Annotated in this window: 17 protein-coding genes and 1 pseudogene; 9 read left to right on the plus strand and 9 right to left on the minus strand. The window is 65.7% G+C overall.

Translation table 11 applies throughout. The features are described from left to right. The 4 genes from M3I56_RS27525 to M3I56_RS27540 all read right to left on the minus strand — a co-directional run bounded on the left by M3I56_RS27525 (position 1) and on the right by M3I56_RS27540 (position 4,563). Positions 1–1,575, minus strand: a complete 1,575-nt coding sequence (locus M3I56_RS27525) for an EAL domain-containing protein (RefSeq protein ID WP_254356639.1) — start codon at positions 1,573–1,575, stop codon at positions 1–3. A 193-nt stretch (positions 1,576–1,768) separates the two neighbouring features. Beyond that, entirely contained in the window at positions 1,769–3,505 is a 1,737-nt protein-coding gene (locus M3I56_RS27530; RefSeq protein ID WP_254356640.1) for a diguanylate cyclase, read from the minus strand. A gap of 199 nt (positions 3,506–3,704) precedes the next feature. Further along, positions 3,705–4,346 (minus strand): HD domain-containing protein, encoded by a 642-nt coding sequence (locus tag M3I56_RS27535; protein ID WP_254356641.1) that lies wholly within the window; start codon positions 4,344–4,346, stop codon positions 3,705–3,707. Positions 4,347–4,404: 58 nt separating this feature from the next. Next, positions 4,405–4,563 carry a hypothetical protein gene (locus tag M3I56_RS27540; protein ID WP_254356642.1) on the minus strand — a complete coding sequence of 53 codons (159 nt, stop codon included), beginning with the start codon at positions 4,561–4,563 and terminating at the stop codon, positions 4,405–4,407. A 118-nt stretch (positions 4,564–4,681) separates the two neighbouring features. Here M3I56_RS27540 and M3I56_RS27545 point away from each other — a divergent pair, with 118 nt between their 5' ends. Next, complete coding sequence (locus M3I56_RS27545; protein WP_254356643.1) at positions 4,682–6,169, plus strand: sensor histidine kinase; 1,488 nt, start codon at positions 4,682–4,684, stop codon at positions 6,167–6,169. Positions 6,170–6,193: 24 nt separating this feature from the next. On the opposite strand, the gene M3I56_RS27550 is transcribed toward M3I56_RS27545, so the two are convergent. Further along, positions 6,194–6,691, minus strand: coding sequence for a thioesterase family protein (locus M3I56_RS27550; RefSeq protein ID WP_028202362.1), 498 nt, complete (start codon positions 6,689–6,691; stop codon positions 6,194–6,196). Positions 6,692–6,987: 296 nt separating this feature from the next. Here M3I56_RS27550 and M3I56_RS27555 point away from each other — a divergent pair, with 296 nt between their 5' ends. Continuing rightward, positions 6,988–7,971 carry a response regulator gene (locus tag M3I56_RS27555; protein ID WP_028202361.1) on the plus strand — a complete coding sequence of 328 codons (984 nt, stop codon included), beginning with the start codon at positions 6,988–6,990 and terminating at the stop codon, positions 7,969–7,971. A gap of 18 nt (positions 7,972–7,989) precedes the next feature. Here the strand turns inward: M3I56_RS27555 and M3I56_RS27560 are convergent, their stop codons facing one another. Beyond that, positions 7,990–9,777 (minus strand): methyl-accepting chemotaxis protein, encoded by a 1,788-nt coding sequence (locus M3I56_RS27560; RefSeq protein WP_254356644.1) that lies wholly within the window; start codon positions 9,775–9,777, stop codon positions 7,990–7,992. Between the two features lie 150 nt (positions 9,778–9,927). Then, positions 9,928–10,959 carry a LacI family DNA-binding transcriptional regulator gene (locus M3I56_RS27565; RefSeq protein WP_254356645.1) on the minus strand — a complete coding sequence of 344 codons (1,032 nt, stop codon included), beginning with the start codon at positions 10,957–10,959 and terminating at the stop codon, positions 9,928–9,930. A 189-nt stretch (positions 10,960–11,148) separates the two neighbouring features. Here M3I56_RS27565 and M3I56_RS27570 point away from each other — a divergent pair, with 189 nt between their 5' ends. The 7 genes from M3I56_RS27570 (at position 11,149) to M3I56_RS27600 (ending at position 19,122) form a co-directional block, all read left to right on the plus strand. Then, entirely contained in the window at positions 11,149–12,321 is a 1,173-nt protein-coding gene (locus tag M3I56_RS27570) for an ABC transporter ATP-binding protein (RefSeq protein ID WP_254356646.1), read from the plus strand. 23 nt (positions 12,322–12,344) lie between these two features. Next, entirely contained in the window at positions 12,345–14,345 is a 2,001-nt protein-coding gene (locus M3I56_RS27575) for a beta-galactosidase (RefSeq protein ID WP_254356655.1), read from the plus strand. Positions 14,346–14,406: 61 nt separating this feature from the next. Next, a complete protein-coding gene (locus tag M3I56_RS27580; protein ID WP_254356647.1) occupies positions 14,407–15,669 on the plus strand; it encodes an ABC transporter substrate-binding protein in 1,263 nt (420 codons plus the stop codon). A 93-nt stretch (positions 15,670–15,762) separates the two neighbouring features. Then, the gene (locus tag M3I56_RS27585; RefSeq protein WP_375541801.1) at positions 15,763–16,725 is read left to right on the plus strand and encodes a carbohydrate ABC transporter permease; all 963 of its coding nucleotides are present in this window, start codon (positions 15,763–15,765) and stop codon (positions 16,723–16,725) included. 20 nt (positions 16,726–16,745) lie between these two features. Next, the gene (locus M3I56_RS27590) at positions 16,746–17,597 is read left to right on the plus strand and encodes a carbohydrate ABC transporter permease (RefSeq protein ID WP_254356648.1); all 852 of its coding nucleotides are present in this window, start codon (positions 16,746–16,748) and stop codon (positions 17,595–17,597) included. Positions 17,598–17,692: 95 nt separating this feature from the next. Then, positions 17,693–18,196 (plus strand): pyridoxamine 5'-phosphate oxidase family protein, encoded by a 504-nt coding sequence (locus M3I56_RS27595; protein WP_254356649.1) that lies wholly within the window; start codon positions 17,693–17,695, stop codon positions 18,194–18,196. A 122-nt stretch (positions 18,197–18,318) separates the two neighbouring features. Continuing rightward, positions 18,319–19,122, plus strand: coding sequence for an FRG domain-containing protein (locus M3I56_RS27600; protein ID WP_254356650.1), 804 nt, complete (start codon positions 18,319–18,321; stop codon positions 19,120–19,122). Positions 19,123–19,146: 24 nt separating this feature from the next. Here M3I56_RS27600 and M3I56_RS27605 read toward each other — a convergent pair. Together M3I56_RS27605 and M3I56_RS27610 are read right to left on the minus strand one after the other, a co-directional pair. Continuing rightward, positions 19,147–19,442 (minus strand): annotated as a pseudogene (locus M3I56_RS27605) (YciI family protein). 34 nt (positions 19,443–19,476) lie between these two features. Next, on the minus strand, positions 19,477–19,867 hold a 391-nt coding region (locus M3I56_RS27610; protein WP_375541802.1), incomplete at its 5' end, for a DNA-binding protein.

Raw genomic sequence — 19,867 nt, forward strand, 5'->3', positions numbered from 1 at the left:
TCACGCGCGGCTAGTGCGCGCCGCTTCACGCTCCAGATAGCGCAGGAATTCGTCGGCGGGCATGGCCTTCGCATAGAGCCAGCCCTGCGCGAACTGCACGCCGCGCTCGCGCAGATACTCCGCTTGCGCGGTGGTTTCCACACCCTCGGCGACCATCAGCAGGTCGAGGCTGCGCGCCATCTCGATCACGTGCGGCACGATCTTGTTCATTTCCTCGCCGCTCGCCAGCGAGCGGATGAACGAGCGGTCGATCTTGATGCCATCCACCGGCAACTCCTGCAGGTACGAGAGACTCGAATAGCCCGTGCCGAAATCGTCGATGAAAATGCGGTGGCCGGCCGCACGAAACGCTTCGAGAACGGGCGCGGAGCTGGCCGTGTCCATGAGCGTGCGCTCGATCGCCTCGAACCAGATTTGTTCGGGGTGCACCGCATATTTCGCGAGGCTGGCCTTGAGGGTTACGAGCACGCGTGTGCCGGCGAGATCCTTGCCGGCAAGGTTGAGCGAGACGTGCAGATCGCGGCGGCGCGCGAGCACGGCGCCCACGCCTTCGAACACGGAGAGGATGACTTGATCGGTGATGGGCTCGACGAGATCGAGCGATTCCGCCATGGGAATGAACGTGTCCGGCGCGACGACGGTGCCGTCTTCGAGCTTCCAGCGCACGAGCGCTTCCGCGCCGACGCAGCGCCCGCTTTCCAGCGAGACGAGCGGCTGCAGCCACGCCACGAACTGGCGCCGCCGGATGCCCTGCAGTATCGCGCTGCGCGGCGTGCGCAGCTTGCGGCGCCAGCGCAGGACGAGCCACGTGCCGATCGCGCTCAGGACGAGCGCGGGCGGGATCACGGTCCTGAGTTGCGCGGGCAGGTTGCGGCGCATGCGTTCCTCCGGCTCATACGCGACCACCGCGATGGGATAACGGTGCGAGCGCTCGACGACGTAATAGCGTCCCTCGAAATACGGGCTGCTGTTGGTGCGGCCCAGCGCTGCGCGTACGAGGGCATCGTCGGCGTTCGTCCAGCTTGAAATCACGGCGCCGTCCTGCGTTTCGAGCACGGTCAGCTCGATGGTGTCGTCGAGCGGCACGATGTCGAGGTAGAAGCGCGGGTCGATCACCACGACGTGGTTGCCCAGGCGCACGTTGAGCATCTGCTGCTCGTTGCCGCGCTTGCCGACTTCGGTATGCCAGGCGGTGAAGCCGCCTGCATAGGCCCATTCGGGCGGCGGCAATGCGATGTCGACAGCGCCGCGCAGCGAACTGCAGCGCAGCCGCATGTCATGGGTCGTGGCGACTTCACGAATGTATCGATACTGTTCCTCGACATGCCGCAAGCGTTGCATGTGGTCGCTCGTGCACGGCGTGTCGGCGTATGACATGAGCTCGCGCAGGGCGGACTCCGCTTCGGAGGTCACCAGTTCGGCACGCAGCAGCGCGCGATGCGAAAAGACGTCCACGTTCTGGCGCTGCTGGCGTTCGAACACGGCGTCCGACGCGTACACCGCTGCCGTGAGCGTTGCCAGGACGGCGAACGCCACGACACAAAACGTCGTCAGGGCGGTGAGTCGGCTGCTCATGGTGTACGGTCGGGCTCCGGCGTCGCGAACGAAGGCGACGCGCGGCTTTCGTCGATCGCCGCTGCCGATGGTAGCGTCTTTCCGCTGGCGGTGACGCGCTGCTGTCCGGCGCGCCAGCGCAATCGCAGTGGCCGCCGGCACTCCCGTTCATGCGTGGCGCATGAAAGCGACCAACGGGGTCGTCAAGCACACGTCAAGCACGTGCGGGGTCGATCGATCGGGAATCCTCTACAACGACGCGATTGCGGCCGCCTTCCTTCGCGGCATAGAGGCGGCGGTCGGCTACCGACATGAGCGCTTCGTAGTGGGCGGGGCAATCGGCGGGACTTGCCGCGACGCCAATCGAGACGGTGAACGCAATGGCATCCGCATCCCGGTTGGCGGCGTCGCCCGGCGCGCTGGCGGCGTGCGCCGTGTCCACTGCGTGCGCTTCGACCGCGCGGCGGATGCGCTCGGCGACCGCCGCCGCCGTAGCGAGATCGACGCCGGGAAGCAGCGCGGCGAACTCCTCGCCGCCCACGCGCGCAGGCATTTCCGCGCTGCGCAAGTTCTTGCGCAGGATGTCTGCGAAGATCACCAGCACGCGGTCGCCCGCCGCGTGGCCGAAGCGGTCGTTCACGCGCTTGAAGTAGTCGATATCGAGCATCAGCATCGCCATGGCGGGCGTCGCATCACCGCCTTCGCGGGCGGCGCGCTCCAGCGTCTCGTCGAACACTTCCTGGAAGCGCCGACGGTTCGCAAGGCCGGTAAGCGGATCGCTGCGCGCGAGCGTTTCGAGCCGCGTACTCGCTTCGACGTACTGGCCGAATATGTGCTTGACGACGCGCAGCGTGCCGACGAGCAGAACGGCGATCGCCAGCCACGCGACGATCAGCGGGCTGCTGAACACGCGGCGCGCCGCCGCGAGCGTGAGTTCCGAGTCGTCCGTATTCGTGAGCAGGATCCAGTGCGAATCCCCCACGTGCTGAAAGAGCAGATACCGGCCCGAGCGTACGGCGTACCCTTGGCCTCGCTTCATCCATGCGGCCGCAGACGCGCGCGCCATGTCGAGCAGAGACGGATCGAACCGTGCGGGACGCTGCGCGGTGATCTTGCCATCGAAGAAATAGACAAGGTCGCCGTTACTGTTCAGGAGGCCGAACTCGGCATGCTCCTGCTCGTCGTCGGCCAGGTTGGCGGAGGCAAGCTGGAGCGCGAGCAGGCGCGAGGGCGCGACGTCCATCACCACGGCACCGCGGAATCGCCCGTTGGCGTAGACGGGCGCGCTGAGCGTGGCGATGGCCTCGCTTTTTTTCGACTCCGTATAGATCGGAGTCCAGATGATGTCGTGTCCCGGATTCGGGGCGGCGAGATGCAGGCGGTAGTAAGGCATGGTGCTGAAGCGCCGCAACAGGTCGGGCGCGTGCGCGTCCGGGCGCTCGGGCGAGACCACGTACAGGCCGTTGGCCGAGATGAACGCGACCGTGCTTTGCACCGCGTCGGCGTGCTGGCTGATCGCGAGGAGCGGGCTGATCGAGCGCGCGAGCACGATGTCGGCGGGCAGCGTGGCGGCGTCGCGGTGAAAGCCCTCGATTCCCGCGAGCCCTTGCGCATTGGTGCCGAAAACGAGCGGCCCATCCATCGCGCCGGGAGCCGTCCATTGCAGCTTGTCGCTGTCGCGCAGCGCGGCCTGCGCCTTCGGATTCTGCAAGCCGGTGCGCTGCTGGCTCGGCGAGGCGAGCACGTGTTGCGCGTAGTCGCGCAGGAACAGCAGGCGCCGGCGCTCCGCGGAAATCAGCGCGTCCACGCCCACCGCGCGCACCTCCAGGTCGCGCTGGCGGCTATGGAGCTCGTTGCGCGTCATCTGGTAGAGCTGGCGCAGGCCCACGCCGCTCACCAGCGCCATGGCCGCAAGAAAGCACACCGTCACGACGAGGTGCGGGCGTTTCATGACCATGCTGGAGAAGCCGTGCGGCCGCGTGCGGCCTGGCGTGTGCTGCATGAAGCCCCCGGACAGCGAATGGGCGCGCGCGCATCGCGTTGCGGCGTGGCCCGGCGGCGCGTTTCCGGGCAGCGCGATGAGCATAGCATCGCCTGTCAGAACCGCGCCGAACCCTGCCTCAGGCGTCCCGGATCGCTCCCGGTGTCACTCAACCGCGCCAGGCCGAATGGCGGATCACGCTGCAGAAGTTGCCGGCATGGAAATGCGGGTCCTTGTCTGCGAGCACGTCGGCCTTGACGTTGCCGAACGTGGTGGCGGGCTTGTGCTTGATGCCGTCATAGAAGGTCTGGATGATGTCCTCCTTGAAGTGCTCGCTGCGCGGGTGTGCGTGCACCACGGCCTCGCGCTCGGTGTCGCTGAAGCGGTCGTACGCAATGCCGAGCACGTCCATTTCGACGCCCGCCGTCAAGAGCGCGATCACCGGATGCATGTGCTGCGGGATGCCCGGCGTCGTATGCAGCGCGATGGCGGTCCACACGAGGTCGATGTCCTGCTGCGAGATGCCGTGGCCGCGCAGGAAATCGCGCGCGACATTCGCGCCGTCCACTTCGAAGCGCTCGTGCTCGCTGCTGTGCGCGTGCGTGAGGCCCATGTCATGAAACATTGCACCGGCGTAGAGCAGTTCGCGATCGAACTTCAGGCCGAGCCGGCGGCCGGCCAGCGCGCCGAAATAATAGACGCGGCTCGAATGATGGAACAGCAGCGGCGATTCGGTGTCGCGCACGAGTTCGGTGATTTCGCGGGCGAATTTGCTGTCGGGGATGGCGACATCGGCGAGGGTCGGGGTCATGAGGGTGCTCCGTCGGGGTGGGTGATGAGCTCTATTCTGGGCGGCGCCAGGGTTGTCCTCAATCGACGGATGCCGTGGTTTTCTGCCAATTCGACCGAAATTGGGCCAGCGGCGATTCGCGGCGCATGGCGGCGTCGCCGAAACCGGCAAAATTTCGCCGCAACAAGGGATTAGCGGCGATAATCGGCAAAATCGATTCGATCGGCGCGCATTTCATGCGCCCTGCATCGGGCGGCGAGATCCGGCCCGCGAATCGCACATTGGGCGCACGGGGACGCTGCTGGGAACGCGCCGCGCCAACCAGGTCGGTAGAACAAGAACCCACGCGACAGACTATGTATTCGATCCTGCCAGCGTTCGTGTCCGCATTATTTCTCGGATTCGGCGTCTACGTGCTCCTGACTGAGGGCTTCACGCGCCTCTCGGTGCCGTTCGCCCTGATGTGCGCGACCACGTTCTTCTGGCAGGGCACCTGGGCCTTTCTGTTCCAGACGTCCGACCCCGAACTGTCCGCCGTGCTCGTCAAGGCCGGCTACTTCTTCATCCTCTTTCTGCCCACCACGTTCTATCACTTCGTGACCGAAGTGAGCGCCCGGCGCGGCGAACGCCCGCTCCTCATCGCCTCGTATCTGCTCAGCGTGCTGCTCGCGGCGCTGCTGTTGTTGAGCGATGCCGTCGTGGACGGCTACGGCACGTTCTTCTTCGGCAAGTATCCGAAGGCGGGCATGCTGCATCCCGTGCATGTGGCGCAGACCGTGTTGCTCGCGTGCCGCAGCGCCTGGCTGCTGTACGTCGCGCGCGGCCAGACGCAGGCGCACGACCGCCGCAAGCTGCTCGACCTGTGCTTCGTGAGCCTCGGCCTGTACGCGCTCGCCGCCACCGATTACGCCGTGAATTACGGGCTCGCGTTCTATCCCGTGGGCGCGGTGTTCATCGCGGTGAGCCTTGGCATTCTCGCGGTCACGATCGTGCGCTACGGCCTCATGCGCCCGTACCTCATCGCGGCCACGGTGGCGCACGAGGTCGCTACGCCGCTCGCGGCCATCGGCATGCATGCCGAGGAAATCGGCAACGTGCTGCCCGAACTCATGCGCGGCTACCAGCTGGCCGTGCAGCACCAGTTGTGCGTGGACGGACTCTACCCCGGTCAGTCGGAGCGCCTTTCCTCGCTCGCCACCTCGATACGCCGTCAGGTGGACAGCACGAGCACCGTGGTCGAAATGTCGCTGGCTTCGTTCACGCTCGACCGGCTCGACCGCCGCAGCTTCGAGACCTACCCGGTGCGCTCCTGCGTGAATGCCGCGCTCGAACGTTTTCCATTCCGCACCGGCGAGCGCGACATGGTGGAGGTGGCCCCCATGGACGCGCAACTGAGTTTCTCGGGCTCGGATTCGCTCGTCGTGTTCGTGCTTTTCAATCTGCTCAAGAACGCGCTCTTCGCGATTCACGCGGAAATGGCCGAAAGGAGCGACAAGGTGAGCGATTACGTGGGCCGCGTTCAGATCAGCGCAACGAGCGAAGCGGGCTTTTGCGTGCTGCGCTTTACCGACAACGGCTGCGGCATTCCCGCCGATATCCTGCCGCGCGTGTTCGATCCGTTTTATTCGACCAAGGCGCATGGGCGGGGCGCCGGCATGGGCCTCACGTTTTGCCGCCGCGTGGCCGAGGCGCTGGGCGGCACGATCGCGTGCGAGTCGGAGCCGCACGTGCACACCACCTTCACGATCCGCCTGCCCGAGCCCGGCACGAGTGCCGACCGCGCGCTGCACGACGCGCCGGCGAAACCCCGCCGTTTTCCGGCGGGGCAGGATTTCGCGGGCTAGTTCATGTAGCCGGGTTCAAGACGCTTAGTTCGAACCCGAAGGCAGGACCAGCTCGTATTCCTTCACGCGCTCGATGATGCCGGGCGGAAAGCGGCGAATGCGCTTGTCGGTGCCGGCGAAGAGAATCTGCTGATAGCCGAGCGAAACGGGCCGTCCGTCCACGCAAAAGCGGAACACGAGATACGCGGAGCACTGACGCACCTGGAAGGTGTTGAGGTAGCAATCCACGCGCTGGAACGGAAAGGTTTCCTGCACGTATTCCTGGTGCGCGCGCTTGGTGACGAACACGCCGCCCGAGGCGAGCAGATTGTTGTGAATGCACTCGTGAAACCAGCGTTCGCGGCAAACGCCCTGCCATTCGAAATAGCGGGCGAAATACGTGTTCATGAATGCGTTCGAGTCCTTCAGGTAAATGTCGATGACGTGATGGAACGTTTTGGTCGGCGTAGCTTCCATGATTTCGTCGGAGAATCCGGCGGTGCCACGGGACAGGACGGCGGGAATGGATTCGCGTGCGTACATCAGAGTGACTCCAGATAGGGACTGCAGGCGGCAGCCGCGCGTGCCTCCGGAGAAAAGGAGGCATGCACCATTCTCTTCGCGTTCCTCTTCACCCAATACCGTGCCCCCCACATACGCAAACCGGTTCACCCACGCTGGGTGCGATAACGTTTGCGCGGGTTTCATTGACCGCGCACCTGCGGCTTCGGGTTGCTGTGTCCAGGCGACACGCCGCATAATCGACATGTTTTCCTCGCGGTGCCGCTCCAGGTGACGGGCGCGCCGCATGAGGCGCAGCGCGCTTACCGAGATCCAGCATGAGTTCCATCGTCAGACAGCCGGTTTACCATCCCGTCTCCGTCGTTTTTCTCGACGACAGCCCCGACTTCCTCTACGCGCTGCGCGGCCTCTTTCCGGGTGCGGGCACGGACCGCTACTTCACGAGCGCGAGAGAGGCGCTGGCCTTCGTCGCTTCGCACGAGGCGCGGCAGAGCGCGCGCAATCCCGCTGCGGGCGCGGCATGGTCGGAGTTCGAGAAGCGCGGCGGCAACGCACTGGGCGAGGACGTGATGACCGACGCGGCGCGCTTTGGCGATATCGCCGCGCTCGTCGTGGACTACGAAATGCCGGAGATGACCGGCGTCGATTTCCTGGCCGCCGCGAAGGACGTGGCGTGCACGCGCATCCTGCTCACGGCCACGGCCGACGAATCACACGCGGTGGAGGCGTTCAACGCGGGGCTGATCGACTTCTACGTGAAGAAGTCCGATCCCGCCATGACCCGCAAGCTGCGCGGCGCGATCGACGACGCCAAGCGCAAGTTCTGCGCGCGGCGCGGCCATATCGGCGTGCATGGCGTGGGCGCGATCTACGCGAACCGGCGCATCGCCGACGTCCTGCACGAAGTCGCGCAGCGCGAGCGCATCGTCGAATACTACTGGCGCCCCGAGCAGAATGCCGTGCTGACGTTCGACGCCGAAGGCAACGCCGGCGTGTTTCTCGCGTGGGACAGTCACGACTGGGCCGCGCAATGCGATGTCGTGACCGATGAAGGCGGCCCCGAAGCGTTGCGCGAGGAAATGGCGGCGCGCCGCGTCATGCCGGTTTACTGGCCGAACGAGGCGTATCGGCCCGGCATGTCGCGCGTGGAGTTCGCCACGCCGCAGCCGGTGCCGGGACTCGACGATACCTATACGAGCTGGACTCGTATCGGCGATCCGGGACTTGCGCCCGGGCTGATCACGTTTGCCGCGTGGCGGGCGGAGCAAGGCGCGCCCGCTGAGGGCGGCCGCCTTGCGTGATGACTTCCTGACCCGCGTTTAGAAGGTTTCCCAGTCTGCCGCTTCGTTAGACGCGGTGGCCACGGGGCTGGCGGAAGCCGCCTTTGCCGTTGCCGCGGGTGCTGCGTTCGCGGCCTTGCGGACCGGCTTGGTTTGCGTGGCCTTTTCGCGCGCGGGGGAAGGGCGCTTGGGTGGTGCGGCCGGGCGCACGGCACGCGCGCGTTGAGCAGGCGCTGCAGCCGCAGCCGCAGCCGCAACCGTCGACTCGGCCTGCGCCCCGATCCGGAACACCGTCACGACATCGCGCAACCCGTTCGACTGCGCCGCCATCGACTGGGCCGCCGCCGATGCTTCCTCCACCAGCGCCGCATTCTGCTGAGTCACTTCGTCCATCTGCGCGACGGCGCGGTTCACTTGCTCGATGCCGGTGTGCTGCTCTTCGGAAGCCGCTGCGATTTCGCCCATCAGGTCGGCCACGCGGCGCGCCGAAACCACCACCTCGTCGATGGTCTTACCCGCTTCGTCGACGAGCTTCGTGCCTTCCGACACTTGCGCCACCGACTGCCCGATCAGATCCTTGATCTCCTTGGCGGCGGTCGCGCTGCGCTGTGCGAGGCTGCGCACTTCGCCCGCCACGACGGCGAAGCCACGGCCCTGGTCGCCCGCGCGCGCCGCTTCCACGGCCGCGTTGAGCGCGAGGATGTTGGTCTGGAAGGCGATGCCGTCGATCACGCCGATGATTTGCTCCACGCGCTGCGAGCTGGTCGAAATCTCGTTCATCGTTTCGACCACGCGGCGCACGACTTCACCGCCGCGCGCGGCGACTTCCGAAGCGTTCACCGCGAGCGTGTTGCCCTGGCGCGCGTTGTCGGTGTTGTGCTTGACCGTGGTCGTGAGCTCTTCGATGCTGGCGGCCGTTTCCTCGAGCGAGGCGGCTTGCTCTTCCGTACGCGAGGAAAGGTCCAGGTTGCCCGCCGCGATTTCCTTGGCGCCCGTCGTGATCGATTCGGCCGAGGTCTGGATGCGCTGCACGGTGTCGACCAGCTGACGCTGCATCTGCTGCATCGAATGGAGCAGGCTGTGCTGGTCGCCGGGCGCGAGATTCACATGGGCTGTGAGATCGTTTTCGGCGATGCGCTGGCAGATCTGCGAGGCGTATTCCGGCTCGCCGCCGAGGCTGCGGCGGATCGTGCCGATGAGCCACATGAGGCCGAGCGTTACGGCCGCGCCGATCACCGTCACGAGCAGGAGGTTGCTGATCAGCGCGCTGCGGAAGGCGTCGTCGATGTCGTCGGTATAGATGCCGGTGAAGATGTGCCAGTCCCAGCCCGGCACGAGGGCGGAATAGGTGATCTTTTCGACCGGCGCGCTCTTGCCGGGCTTCGGCCACCAATAGCTGCTGTAGCCGTCGCCGCCGGTGGACGAGCTTTTGACGATCTCGAGCGCCACATGCGTGCCGCGCGGGTCCGTCATGTTCGCCTGGCTCTTGCCTTCCATCTCCGGCTTGGGCGGCACGAGCAGCGCCACGGCGTTGCTGTCGTAAATGCCGAAGTAGCCGCTCTGGTCGTCGCCATAGCGCGTGCCGCGCAGCGTGGCGATGGCGAGGCGCTTCGCGTCGTCGGCGCTCATGTGGCCGGCGGCCGCTTCCTTCTGGTAGTACGAGACCACGCCCAATGCGGTTTGCGTCTCCTGCTCGACCAGGGTCTTGCGGTCCGTCTCCATCCCCGAGCGCGTCATGAAGGCGTTGGCCACCACCAGCACGACGAGCGAGATCCACAGCAGCCCGACGATGCCCCAGGCTTTCTGATTCAACGTTGTTCGCTTCACGTTTGTTTTTCTCCAGCCATCTTCGATTTGTTTTCTCGTGACGATGCTCATGTGCAGCGCCATCGTGTTTAACGGATGGTTTGGAGGGAACCTTAACGTTTGCGTATGGGTTCTTTGCGCTGGGTGGGATTTGTTATGCCAATTCTTTCGTTAACCTTTCGCTCGCGGCGCCGCCGTCGAAGCCCGCACGACCAGCCGCGGCGCCGGGACCACGCACATGCGCGCGGTCGCGCCGGCGGCCGAATCCGGCGCTTCGACCAGTTCCGTCAGCAACTCGACGGCCAGCTCCGCCGCCTCGACCGTTGCGACCGCAACGGTCGTGAGTGCGGGCCGCGACTCGCGTGCCAGCTGAATATCGGTGATGCCGACCACGGAAAGCTCGCGCGGCACGTCGAGCCCGAGATCGGCGGCGGCCTGCATCGCCCCGAGCGCGGGCAGGTCGTTGGTCGCGAAGATCGCGGTGAGGTCGGGATGCCGCGCGAGCAACTCGCGCGTGGCCGCGTAGCCGCCTTGCGTCGTATCCGGCGCATAGCGTACGGGCGCGCCTGCGCCGTCGAGTCCGGCGGCCTGCATGGCCGCGACGAAACCGTCATAGCGCGCCGCGTGGATGCCGGAAACCTTGCTGCCGACGATCGCGCCAATGCGCCGATGCCCGAGCGTCAGCAAATGCTGCCCGGCAAGCTCCCCCGCGCGCCGAAAGTCCACGGCCACGCACGGCAGGCCCGGCGGGTCGAGCGGCCGCTCCCACATGCACAGCACGACCGGCGCGCCGCGCCGCACGGTGGCGCGCAGGTCGGCAAAGTCGAGATTGGCGTTCATCACGAGCACGCCCGCCGAGAGCGTGCCCGCAATCTGTTCGAGGTAGGCGCGGCCCGTTTGCGGGTCGCCATCCGTATTGCAGATGATGAGGAAGCGCCCGCTGCGCCGCAGCGCATTCTCCACGGCGAGCGCGAACTCCGGATAGAACGGGTTCGCGATGCTCGACACCATGAGCGCGATGGTGGGCGGCCGTCCTTCGGCGAGCGCGCGTGCCGACAAATGCGGGCGATAGCCGAGCGCCTCGACCGCTTCGAGCACGCGTTGGCGCGTGGCTTCGCCCACACGTCCGCGCTCGCGCAAGACGTTCGAGACGGTGGCCGGCGTGACGCCGGCGCGGCGCGCGACTTCGTTCAGGGTCGGCATGCGATCTCAAAATATGGGAAGGCGATTCAACATTTGCATGATTGTGACGGCCACTGCAACATTGGCCCGACAATCAAAGCGAATATCGGAGACAAGGCAGCCAGATCGCATCAGCGATCGCTTTTTTATGGGCTGCGGATTAAGCGCTTAATCTCCGTGTCGCGCTGATTAGAACATGGAGACGGCACGATGGCGAGCATTTCGTTGCGCGGCGTTCAGAAGGCATACGGCGAGAATGCGCCGGTGATTCGCAACGTCGATCTGGAGATCGGCAGGAACGAGTTCTGTGTATTCCTCGGCCCTTCGGGCTGCGGCAAGTCCACGCTGCTGCGTATGATCGCGGGCCTGGAAGACGTGACCGACGGCGATATTTCGATCGGCGGCAAGCTCGTGAACGACGTGAGCGCCGCGCAGCGCGGCGTGGCCATGGTGTTTCAGAGCTATGCACTGTTCCCGCACATGACCGTGTACGAGAACATGGCGTTCGGCCTCAAGCTCGCGAAAACGCCGAAGGCCGAGATCGATCGCAAGGTGCGCGAAGCCGCACGCATTCTTCAGCTCGAGGCGTTGCTCGAGCGTCACCCCAAGGCGCTTTCGGGCGGCCAGCGGCAGCGCGTAGCGATTGGCCGCGCGATCGTGCGCGAGCCCGGCGTGTTCCTGTTCGACGAGCCGCTTTCCAATCTCGATGCGACCTTGCGCGGCCAGACGCGTATCGAGATCGCGCGCCTGCATCGACAGTTCGAGCAGGCGAGCGTGGTGTACGTGACGCACGACCAGATCGAGGCGATGACGCTCGCCGACAAGATCGTCCTTTTGCATAGCGGTCAGGATACCGAACGATATGGCAGCATCGCCCAGGTGGGTGCGCCGCTCGAGCTTTATCACCGGCCCGCTAGCCGCTTCGTGGCGGGCTTTATCGGCTCGCCGCGCATGAATTTTCTGCCGGCGCGCGTGGCGGCCATCGAGGCCATCGGCGTGAGCGTCACGCTCGACGACAGCGGCGAAACGGTGCGGCTGCCGGTGCAGGGCGCGCGGCTCGCGGTGGGTGCGCCGGTCACGTTCGGCGTGCGTCCCGAGCATCTCGAACTGATGGTGGAGGGCGTTGCCTCGCCCACCTCGCGCGATGATCAGGATGCCTTGACGATTTCGCGTGCCATCACGCTGGTAGAGGAACTTGGCGAGCACAGCTATGTGCACCTCGATCAGCCGGGTGGGGCAGTGCTCGTCGCCAAGGCGCCAGGCGATGCCCGGCTCCATAGCGGCGACACCGCCCAGTTCCGTGCGAGCGCGAGCGCCTGCCATCTGTTCGCGGAAGACGGCTTCGCCGTTGCGCCGCTTGCCACCGCCGAGCAACCCGCATGACAACAACGAACGAGGACACAGGGATGCGTCTTGGAGTCTGCTACTACCCGGAGCACTGGCCGGAGGCCATGTGGAAAGACGACGCCGCGCGCATGAAGGCGCTGGGCATCGCGCAGGTGCGTATCGCCGAGTTCGCGTGGAGCCGCATCGAGCCGACGCCCGGCGAATTCGACTGGGGCTGGCTCGATCGCGCGATCGACACGCTTGGCGCCGCCGGCCTGCAAGTAGTGATGTGCACGCCCACGGCCACGCCGCCCAAGTGGCTGATCGACCAGCATCCGGACATCCTGCCCGTGGGTGCCGATGGCCGCGTGCGCGGGTTCGGCTCGCGGCGGCACTACGACTTTTCGTCGCCGGCGTATTACGAAGCTTCGCGGCGCATTTGCGAGGCGGTCGCCGCGCGTTATGGCCAGCATCCCGCCGTCGCGTACTGGCAAACCGATAACGAGTACGGCTGCCATCAAACGGTGGTCAGCTACTCGCCGGCGGCGGTGCAGCGGTTTCGCGAATGGCTCAGGGCGCGCTACGGCAGCATCGACGCGCTCAACACCGCCTGGGGCACCGTGTTCTGGAGCATGGAGTACCGCGGCTTTGACGAGATCGAGGCGCCCGTCGGCACCGTGACCGAGGCGCATCCGTCGCAACGGCTCGACTACCAGCGCTTCGCCTCCGATGAAGTGCAGCGCTACAACCGCATGCAGGTCGATATCCTGCGCGCGCATTCGCCGGGGCGGCCCATCGCGCACAACTTCATGCAACTCTTCATGGAGTTCGATCACTACAAGGTTGCCGCCGATCTCGACGTCGCGACGTGGGACAGCTATCCGCTTGGCGCGCTCGATCAGCAGTGGTACGCGCCCGACGTGAAGGCGCGCTATCTGCGCACCGGCCACCCGGACTTCGCCTCGTTCAATCACGACGTGTACCGGGGCATGTCGAAGCTGCCGTTCTGGGTCATGGAGCAGCAGCCTGGCCCCGTGAACTGGGCCCACTGGAACCCCGCGCCGCTGCCCGGCATGGTGCGCCTGTGGAGCTGGGAAGCATTCGCGCACGGCGCAGGCTGCGTGTCGTATTTCCGCTGGCGCCAGGCGCCGTTCGCGCAGGAGCAGATGCACGCGGGACTGAATACGCCCGATAACCGCCCCGACCTCGGCAGTGCGGAGGCGGCGCGCGTGGCCGAGGAAATCGAGGCCGTGCTCGTGGCAGCGAAGGGCGGCCCCGACTTCGACGTGACGACGCCTGTTGCGCTCGTGCTCGATTACGAGGCGAAGTGGCTCTTCGAGATTCATCCGCAGGGCGCGGATTTCCACTATCCGCGCTTCGCTGTGGAGTACTACTCGGCGCTGCGCTCGCTCGGCTTCGACGTGGATATCGTTTCGGTGCACGCGCCGCTCGACGGTTACCGGCTCGTGGTCGTGCCGCCGCTGCCCGTCGTGCCCGACGACTTCGCGCAGCGCATCGCCAGTTTGGGCGCGCAAGTGGTGATCGGGCCGCGCACGGGCTCGAAAACCGTCGACCTGCAGATTCCCGCCAACCTGCCGCCCGGGCCGCTCGCGGCGCTGCTGCCGCTGCGCGTGTGGCGCGTGGAGTCGTTGCGGCCCAATATCAGCGAGCCGGTGCGCTTCGACCTGGACGGTGCGCACGAAGGCCACGCGCGCCACTGGCGCGATCTCATCGAACTCGGTGCCAACACCGGCGACAACGAATGGGCCGTGCCGGAAGTGCGCGCGACGTTCAGCGACGGCCATCCCGCTTATGTGAAGAGTGGCGCGGTCCACTACCTCGCGAGCTTGTTCGACGAGGCGAGCACGCAGGCGCTCTTCGCGCGCGTGGCGCGCGAGGCGGGGCTCGCGCCGCAGCCGCTTGGCGACGCCATCCGCGTGAGCCGGCGCGGCGGCTTCACCTGGGTGTTCAACTACGGGCCGGGCACGCACACGCTTTCTGCGGATATTCCCGACGATGCATACGTGATCGGCTCGCGTACGATAGAGCCGCAGGGCGTGAGCGCCTTCCGTTCGCAATAGACGCATTGCGCAGTTGCTTCCGATGCAGCACCGACAACGACGTATAACCAAGGAGACACGCATGATCGGCAAGACCTTCAGACCACGCACCCTGCTCGTTGCTGCGACGCTGGCGGCGGGCGCGCTTGCAGGCACGTTCGCGAGCGCGGCGCAGGCCGGCACGCTCGAAATGAACATTGCCTACAAGGGCGCAAGCCAGCGCGCCGTGTGGGAACAGGTGATCGACGAGTTCAAGAAGACGCACCCCGGCACCGACGTGAAGGTGTCGTTCGTCGACGAGGAAGCCTACAAGGTCCAGTTGCCGAACTGGCTCACGACCGCGCCGCCCGACATCGTGAACTGGCACGACGGCGAGCGCATGGCCTATTACGCGAAGCGCGGCCTGTTCGCGGACCTATCGGACGACTGGAAGAAGAATAACTGGGACAGCATGTACGCCTCGACGAAGGAGGCTTCGTCGTACCAGGGCAAGCAGTACGCCGCGCCCACGGTGTATTACTCGTGGGGCATGTTCTATCGCAAGGACCTGTTCGACAAGGTAGGCATCAAGAGCGAGCCGAAAACGTGGAATGAATTCCTCGATGCCTGCAAGAAGCTCAAGGCCGCGGGCATCGCGCCGATTGCCGTGGCCGGGCGCGACGCGTGGACGCTGGCGGGCTGGTTCGACTATCTGGACCTGCGCCTGAACGGCAACGCGTTCCACCAGAAGCTGATGGCGGGCGAAGTGCCGTACACCGACCCGCGCGTGAAAAAGGTCTACGTGACGTGGAAGCAACTGCTCGACGACGGCGACTTCATTCCCAATTCGCTCTCGTACGATCTCGATGCGGCGCAGCCGTTCCTGTTCCAGGGCAAGGCCGCGATGATGCTGATGGGCACCTTCATTACGGGCGGCTTCAGCCCGACGGTCAAGCAGCAGATGGGTTACTTCCAGTTCCCGATCATCGACCCGAACGTGCCGACGGCCGAAGATGGCCCGGTCGAATCGCTGCATATTCCGGGGAAGGCGAAGAACAAGGCCGATGCGCACGCGTTCCTCGCGTTTGCGGAGACGCCCGAAATTGGCGAGCAACTTGCCAAGGGGCTGGGTTCGCTTTCGGCCAACAGCAAGTCGCCGGAGCCTGACGACCCGATTTCGAAGATCGGCTTCCAGATCCTTTCGAACACGAAGGGCGGCATTGCGCAGTTCTATGACCGCGACATGACCAAGGAAATGGCCGACGAAGGCATGAAGGGCATGCAGCAGTTCGTGTCCGATCCGACCAGGCTCGACTCGATTCTCGCGCAGTTGGAGCAGACGCGTCAGCGGATCTACAAGAAGTAAGTCGTTTGAAGAGAAGGCGGGCGGTGCGTTCTGCTGTTACGCTGCCGCCCGCCACGGAGCCTGAAAAGGGAGGTTTTTGCCGTGAGACAGGCAGTGAGTCATACCGTTGCGCATCGCGTGGACGGCGCTGCGCCGGCGGGTGGCGAGAACGGCGGCATGCCGCACGCAAGCGGGCGGGGCATTCAGCCGCGCCGACGCGCATCGCCCACCGCACGGCGCCAGCGCCGTGCCGCGTGTCTCTTTCTCGCGCCCGCGGTGATCATGTTTGCGGTCTACGTGATCTGGCCGATTCTCTCCACACTGCGTCTCTCGCTCTACAACTGGGACGGCATGACCGAAGCGAGCTTCGTGGGCCTCGCGAACTACCTCGAACTGTTCCACTCGCCCACGTTCTACACGGCGCTCAAGAACAATGTGATCTGGCTGGTGCTGTTCCTGCTCGCGCCGCCCATGGGCCTCGCGATCGCGCTGTACCTCAACCAGGCCGTGGGCGGCATCCGCATCGTCAAGTCGCTGTTCTTCGCGCCATTCGTGCTTTCGGGCGTGGTGGTGGGCCTCATCTACTCGTGGTTCTACGACCCCACGTTCGGCCTGCTCGCGCTCATGCTGGGCCGCGGCATTCCCGTGCTCGGCGACCCGAACTACGCCACGCCCGGCATCATCTTCGCAGCGCTCTGGCCGCAAACCGCGTACTGCATGATCCTCTATCTCACGGGCCTCACCACGCTCAACAGCGAGCAGATCGAGGCTGCGCGCATGGAAGGCGCGAAGGGATGGACCATGCTCTGGCACGTGATCCTGCCGCAACTGCGGCCCGTCACGTTCATGGCCGTGGTGGTCACGGTCATTGGCGCGCTGCGCAGCTTCGACCTCATCTCCGTGATGACGGGCGGCGGCCCGTTCGAAAGCTCGACGGTGCTCGCGTACTACATGTACGACCAGGCAATCAAATACTACCGGCTCGGTTATTCGGCCGCGATTGCCGTCGTGCTGTTCGCGATCATGCTGCTCTACATCGTCTATCACCTGCGCCGCCTGCTGCGCAGCGAGCACTGAATCCGCTACGAGGAGCCCACATGTTTCCGATTCCGGTCGACAAATGGAAGCCCGCGTCGCGCCGCCTGTACAAGCTCTCGCTGCCCGTGGCGCTCGTTATCTGGCTGCTGCCGCTCATTGCCGTGCTGGTCACTTCGGTGCGCTCCACCGAGGAATTGAGCGAAGGCAACTACTGGGGCTGGCCGAAGCACTTCGCGATGGTCGAGAACTATCGCGACGCGCTCACGACCTCGCCGATGCTCAATTACTTCTGGAACAGCGTGCAGATCACGCTGCCCGCCGTGGCCGGGGCGATCGCGCTCGCGGCGCTGGCGGGCTATGCGCTGGCCATCTACCGCTTTCCGGGCAATTCGGCGTTGTTCGCGACTTTCGTTGCGGGAAACTTCGTGCCGATCCAGGTGCTGATGATTCCGGTGCGCGACCTCACGCTCAATCTCGGGCTCTACAACACCGTTGGCGGCCTGATCCTGTTCCACCTTTCGTTTCAGACCGGTTTTTGCGCGCTTTTCCTGCGCAATTTCATCAAGCAGTTGCCGTTCGAACTCGTGGAGGCCGCGCGCATCGAGGGCGCGAACGAATGGACCGTGTTCGTGCGCATCGTGCTGCCGCTCATTCGCCCGGCACTCGCCGCGCTCGCCATTCTCGTGTTCACGTTCGTCTGGAACGACTACTTCTGGGCGTTGTGCCTGACCCAGGGCGACGACGCCGCGCCGATCACCGTGGGCGTTGCGGCCCTCAAGGGGCAGTGGACCACGGCATGGAACCTCGTTTCCGCAGGCTCGGTCCTGGCTGCGCTGCCTTCGGTGATGATGTTCTTCGCGATGCAGAAGCACTTCGTGGCGGGGCTCACGTTCGGCGCGACCAAGGGCTGAACGGTCGATGAAAGGCGGGGCGATTTGACTTCGGCGCGGCGCTACGGTCCAATTTAGAACGACCCGATGCACGCAACACCCGCAAGGAACGCCCCATGCAGCACAACGAACCGACCCCGCAGGCGATGCAGCCCGCATCGCCCACGCAATTGCCTGCCGCGCTCGTGCGCGAATTCGACGGCGCGCACCTCGAAGCGCGCCTCGCCGATGCGGTTCGCCTTTCTACCGTCAGCGAGGACGGCTGGCCGCACGGCGCGCAGCTGAGCGCGGGCGAGATTCTGGCCGTGAACGCCACCACGCTGCTGATCGCGAGCTGGCCGCAGTCCAGCACCACAGCGAACCTCATGCGCGACGGCCGCCTCACGCTCTCGCTCGTGCATGACGGCGCGCTGCTGGAGATTCGCGCACGCTCGCACGCCGTGTCGCAGCGCCAAACGGCACTCGCACTAAGCGTATTTCGCGTGGATATCGAATCCGTCACCGAGCATCGGGCGAAGTATGCCGAGGTGCTGAGCGGCGTGACGTTCCGGCTCTACGAGCCCGCGCAGGTGCTCTCGCGCTGGCGCGAGCAGATCTCGATGCTGCGCGCATTGGCCTGAGTTCGCATGCAGTGCGCGGCGAAACCTTCGTGATGTTGTCATTGTCGATGTGCTAGCGTGTCCAGCAGGGCGCGCTTCACACGACCCTGCGCAACGCAGAAACAAACGCTACCGGAACCACGATGCAGACCACGGTACTCACAGACTGGCAGCAGTTCATGTCGCTGACGACGCAGCTCGACGGCTGGGCATTTCGCGGCCAGCTGAACGCGCAGTGGCACCTGGAAAGCTCGCTCACGCGCTACATGCGCGACTACGTGGGCGACCGGCTGCAATGGCGCCAGCGCGAGGAGCGCGCCATTCGCGTGTTTCGCCGCAAGGCGCACAATTTTCTCGCGCATCCGGACCTGCTCAAGGACGACCTGCGCTGTCTCGCGCTCATGCAGCACCACGGCGCGCCCACGCGGCTGCTCGATTTCACCAAGAGCCCGTTCGTCGCGGCCTTTTTCGCGCTCGAACGCGCAACCGGCGACGCGGCCGTCTACGCGCTGAACACGCCGGCGCTCTGGAACAGCCGCGCGCTGCCCAAGGCCAATCCCACGCTCACGCGCGACGTGATCGACCCGCGCGCGCACGACAACTTCGAGCGCTACTTCTTTAGCAACACGAACGAAATTCTCTGGTCAGGCGAACCCACGGAGATGGACGACCGGCTCGTCGCCCAGTCGGGCACGTTCGTCGTGCCGGGCGTGATCGACAAGCCGTTGCAGGCCATTCTGGAAGGCTACGAGAGCCACGAGGAACTGCTGCACAAGATCGTGCTGCCCGAGCGCATCCGCATGGACGCGATGAAGTGGCTCTACCGCATGAACATCACGAATGCGTCGCTGTTTCCGGGGCTCGACGGGCTCGCGCGATCCATTGCGGTGGAGCTGGAGATCGTGTGGTCGGGCATGGTGGTGCCGGTTGCGAGCTCGCCGAACTGAACCGGCGCCGCGCAGCGGCCACACTCACGGCGTTTCGGGCCGCGGCAGGTTGAGGCCGGGCGCGAGGCGCGTGGCCTTGAATTCCGTCACTTCGAAGGTGGCGACCCCCTGCTGAGCGAAGGGGTCGGCGGCGAGCAGCGCGTCGAGCCGCTCGCGCGGCATGTGCGAGGCGATGATCACGCCGCCGTCGCGCGGCATTTTCGGGCCGGCGGCGATGAAATTGCCGGCTTCGAACTGTGCGTCGAGGTACGCGCGATGCGCGGGCAAGGCGTCGTCGATGCGTTCGAGCGAAGCGTATAGAACAGCGAAACGATGTACATGGGTGGTCGGTAAAAAACGGGCGAAGCGTGTATGTTAGCGCGCGAGACCGCGCAATGCCGCGTGTGAGGCGTTGTGCTGCGCCTCGGTGGCGGCCTCCACTATGGCTTCGGTCTCGCGGCGCAGCCTCACGATGCCGTCCAGCTGCGTGGCGACAGCGGCCTCCCACAGCGCGCGCATCTGCATGGCGATCTCGGGCGGCACGTCGGGCATCGCGAAGGCGATGAGGCCCGCCCGCACGACTTCCGCCTCGATGGCGTTGAGGTGCCGCGAGAGCGTGGCGGGCTCGCCGGCACCCAGCCGCGCCCGGAGCTTGCGCACCGAGACGACCTTCCGGAACCGGGCATCGGATGCGGGGGCGGGGTCGCCCGCCTCGGCGAGCATCGCGATGACCGTGGCGCGGATCGCGTCGGGGGTGACGGCGGGG

Source organism: Paraburkholderia sp. CNPSo 3281 (assembly GCF_024206515.1).
GTDB classification, from domain to species: domain Bacteria; phylum Pseudomonadota; class Gammaproteobacteria; order Burkholderiales; family Burkholderiaceae; genus Paraburkholderia; species Paraburkholderia nodosa.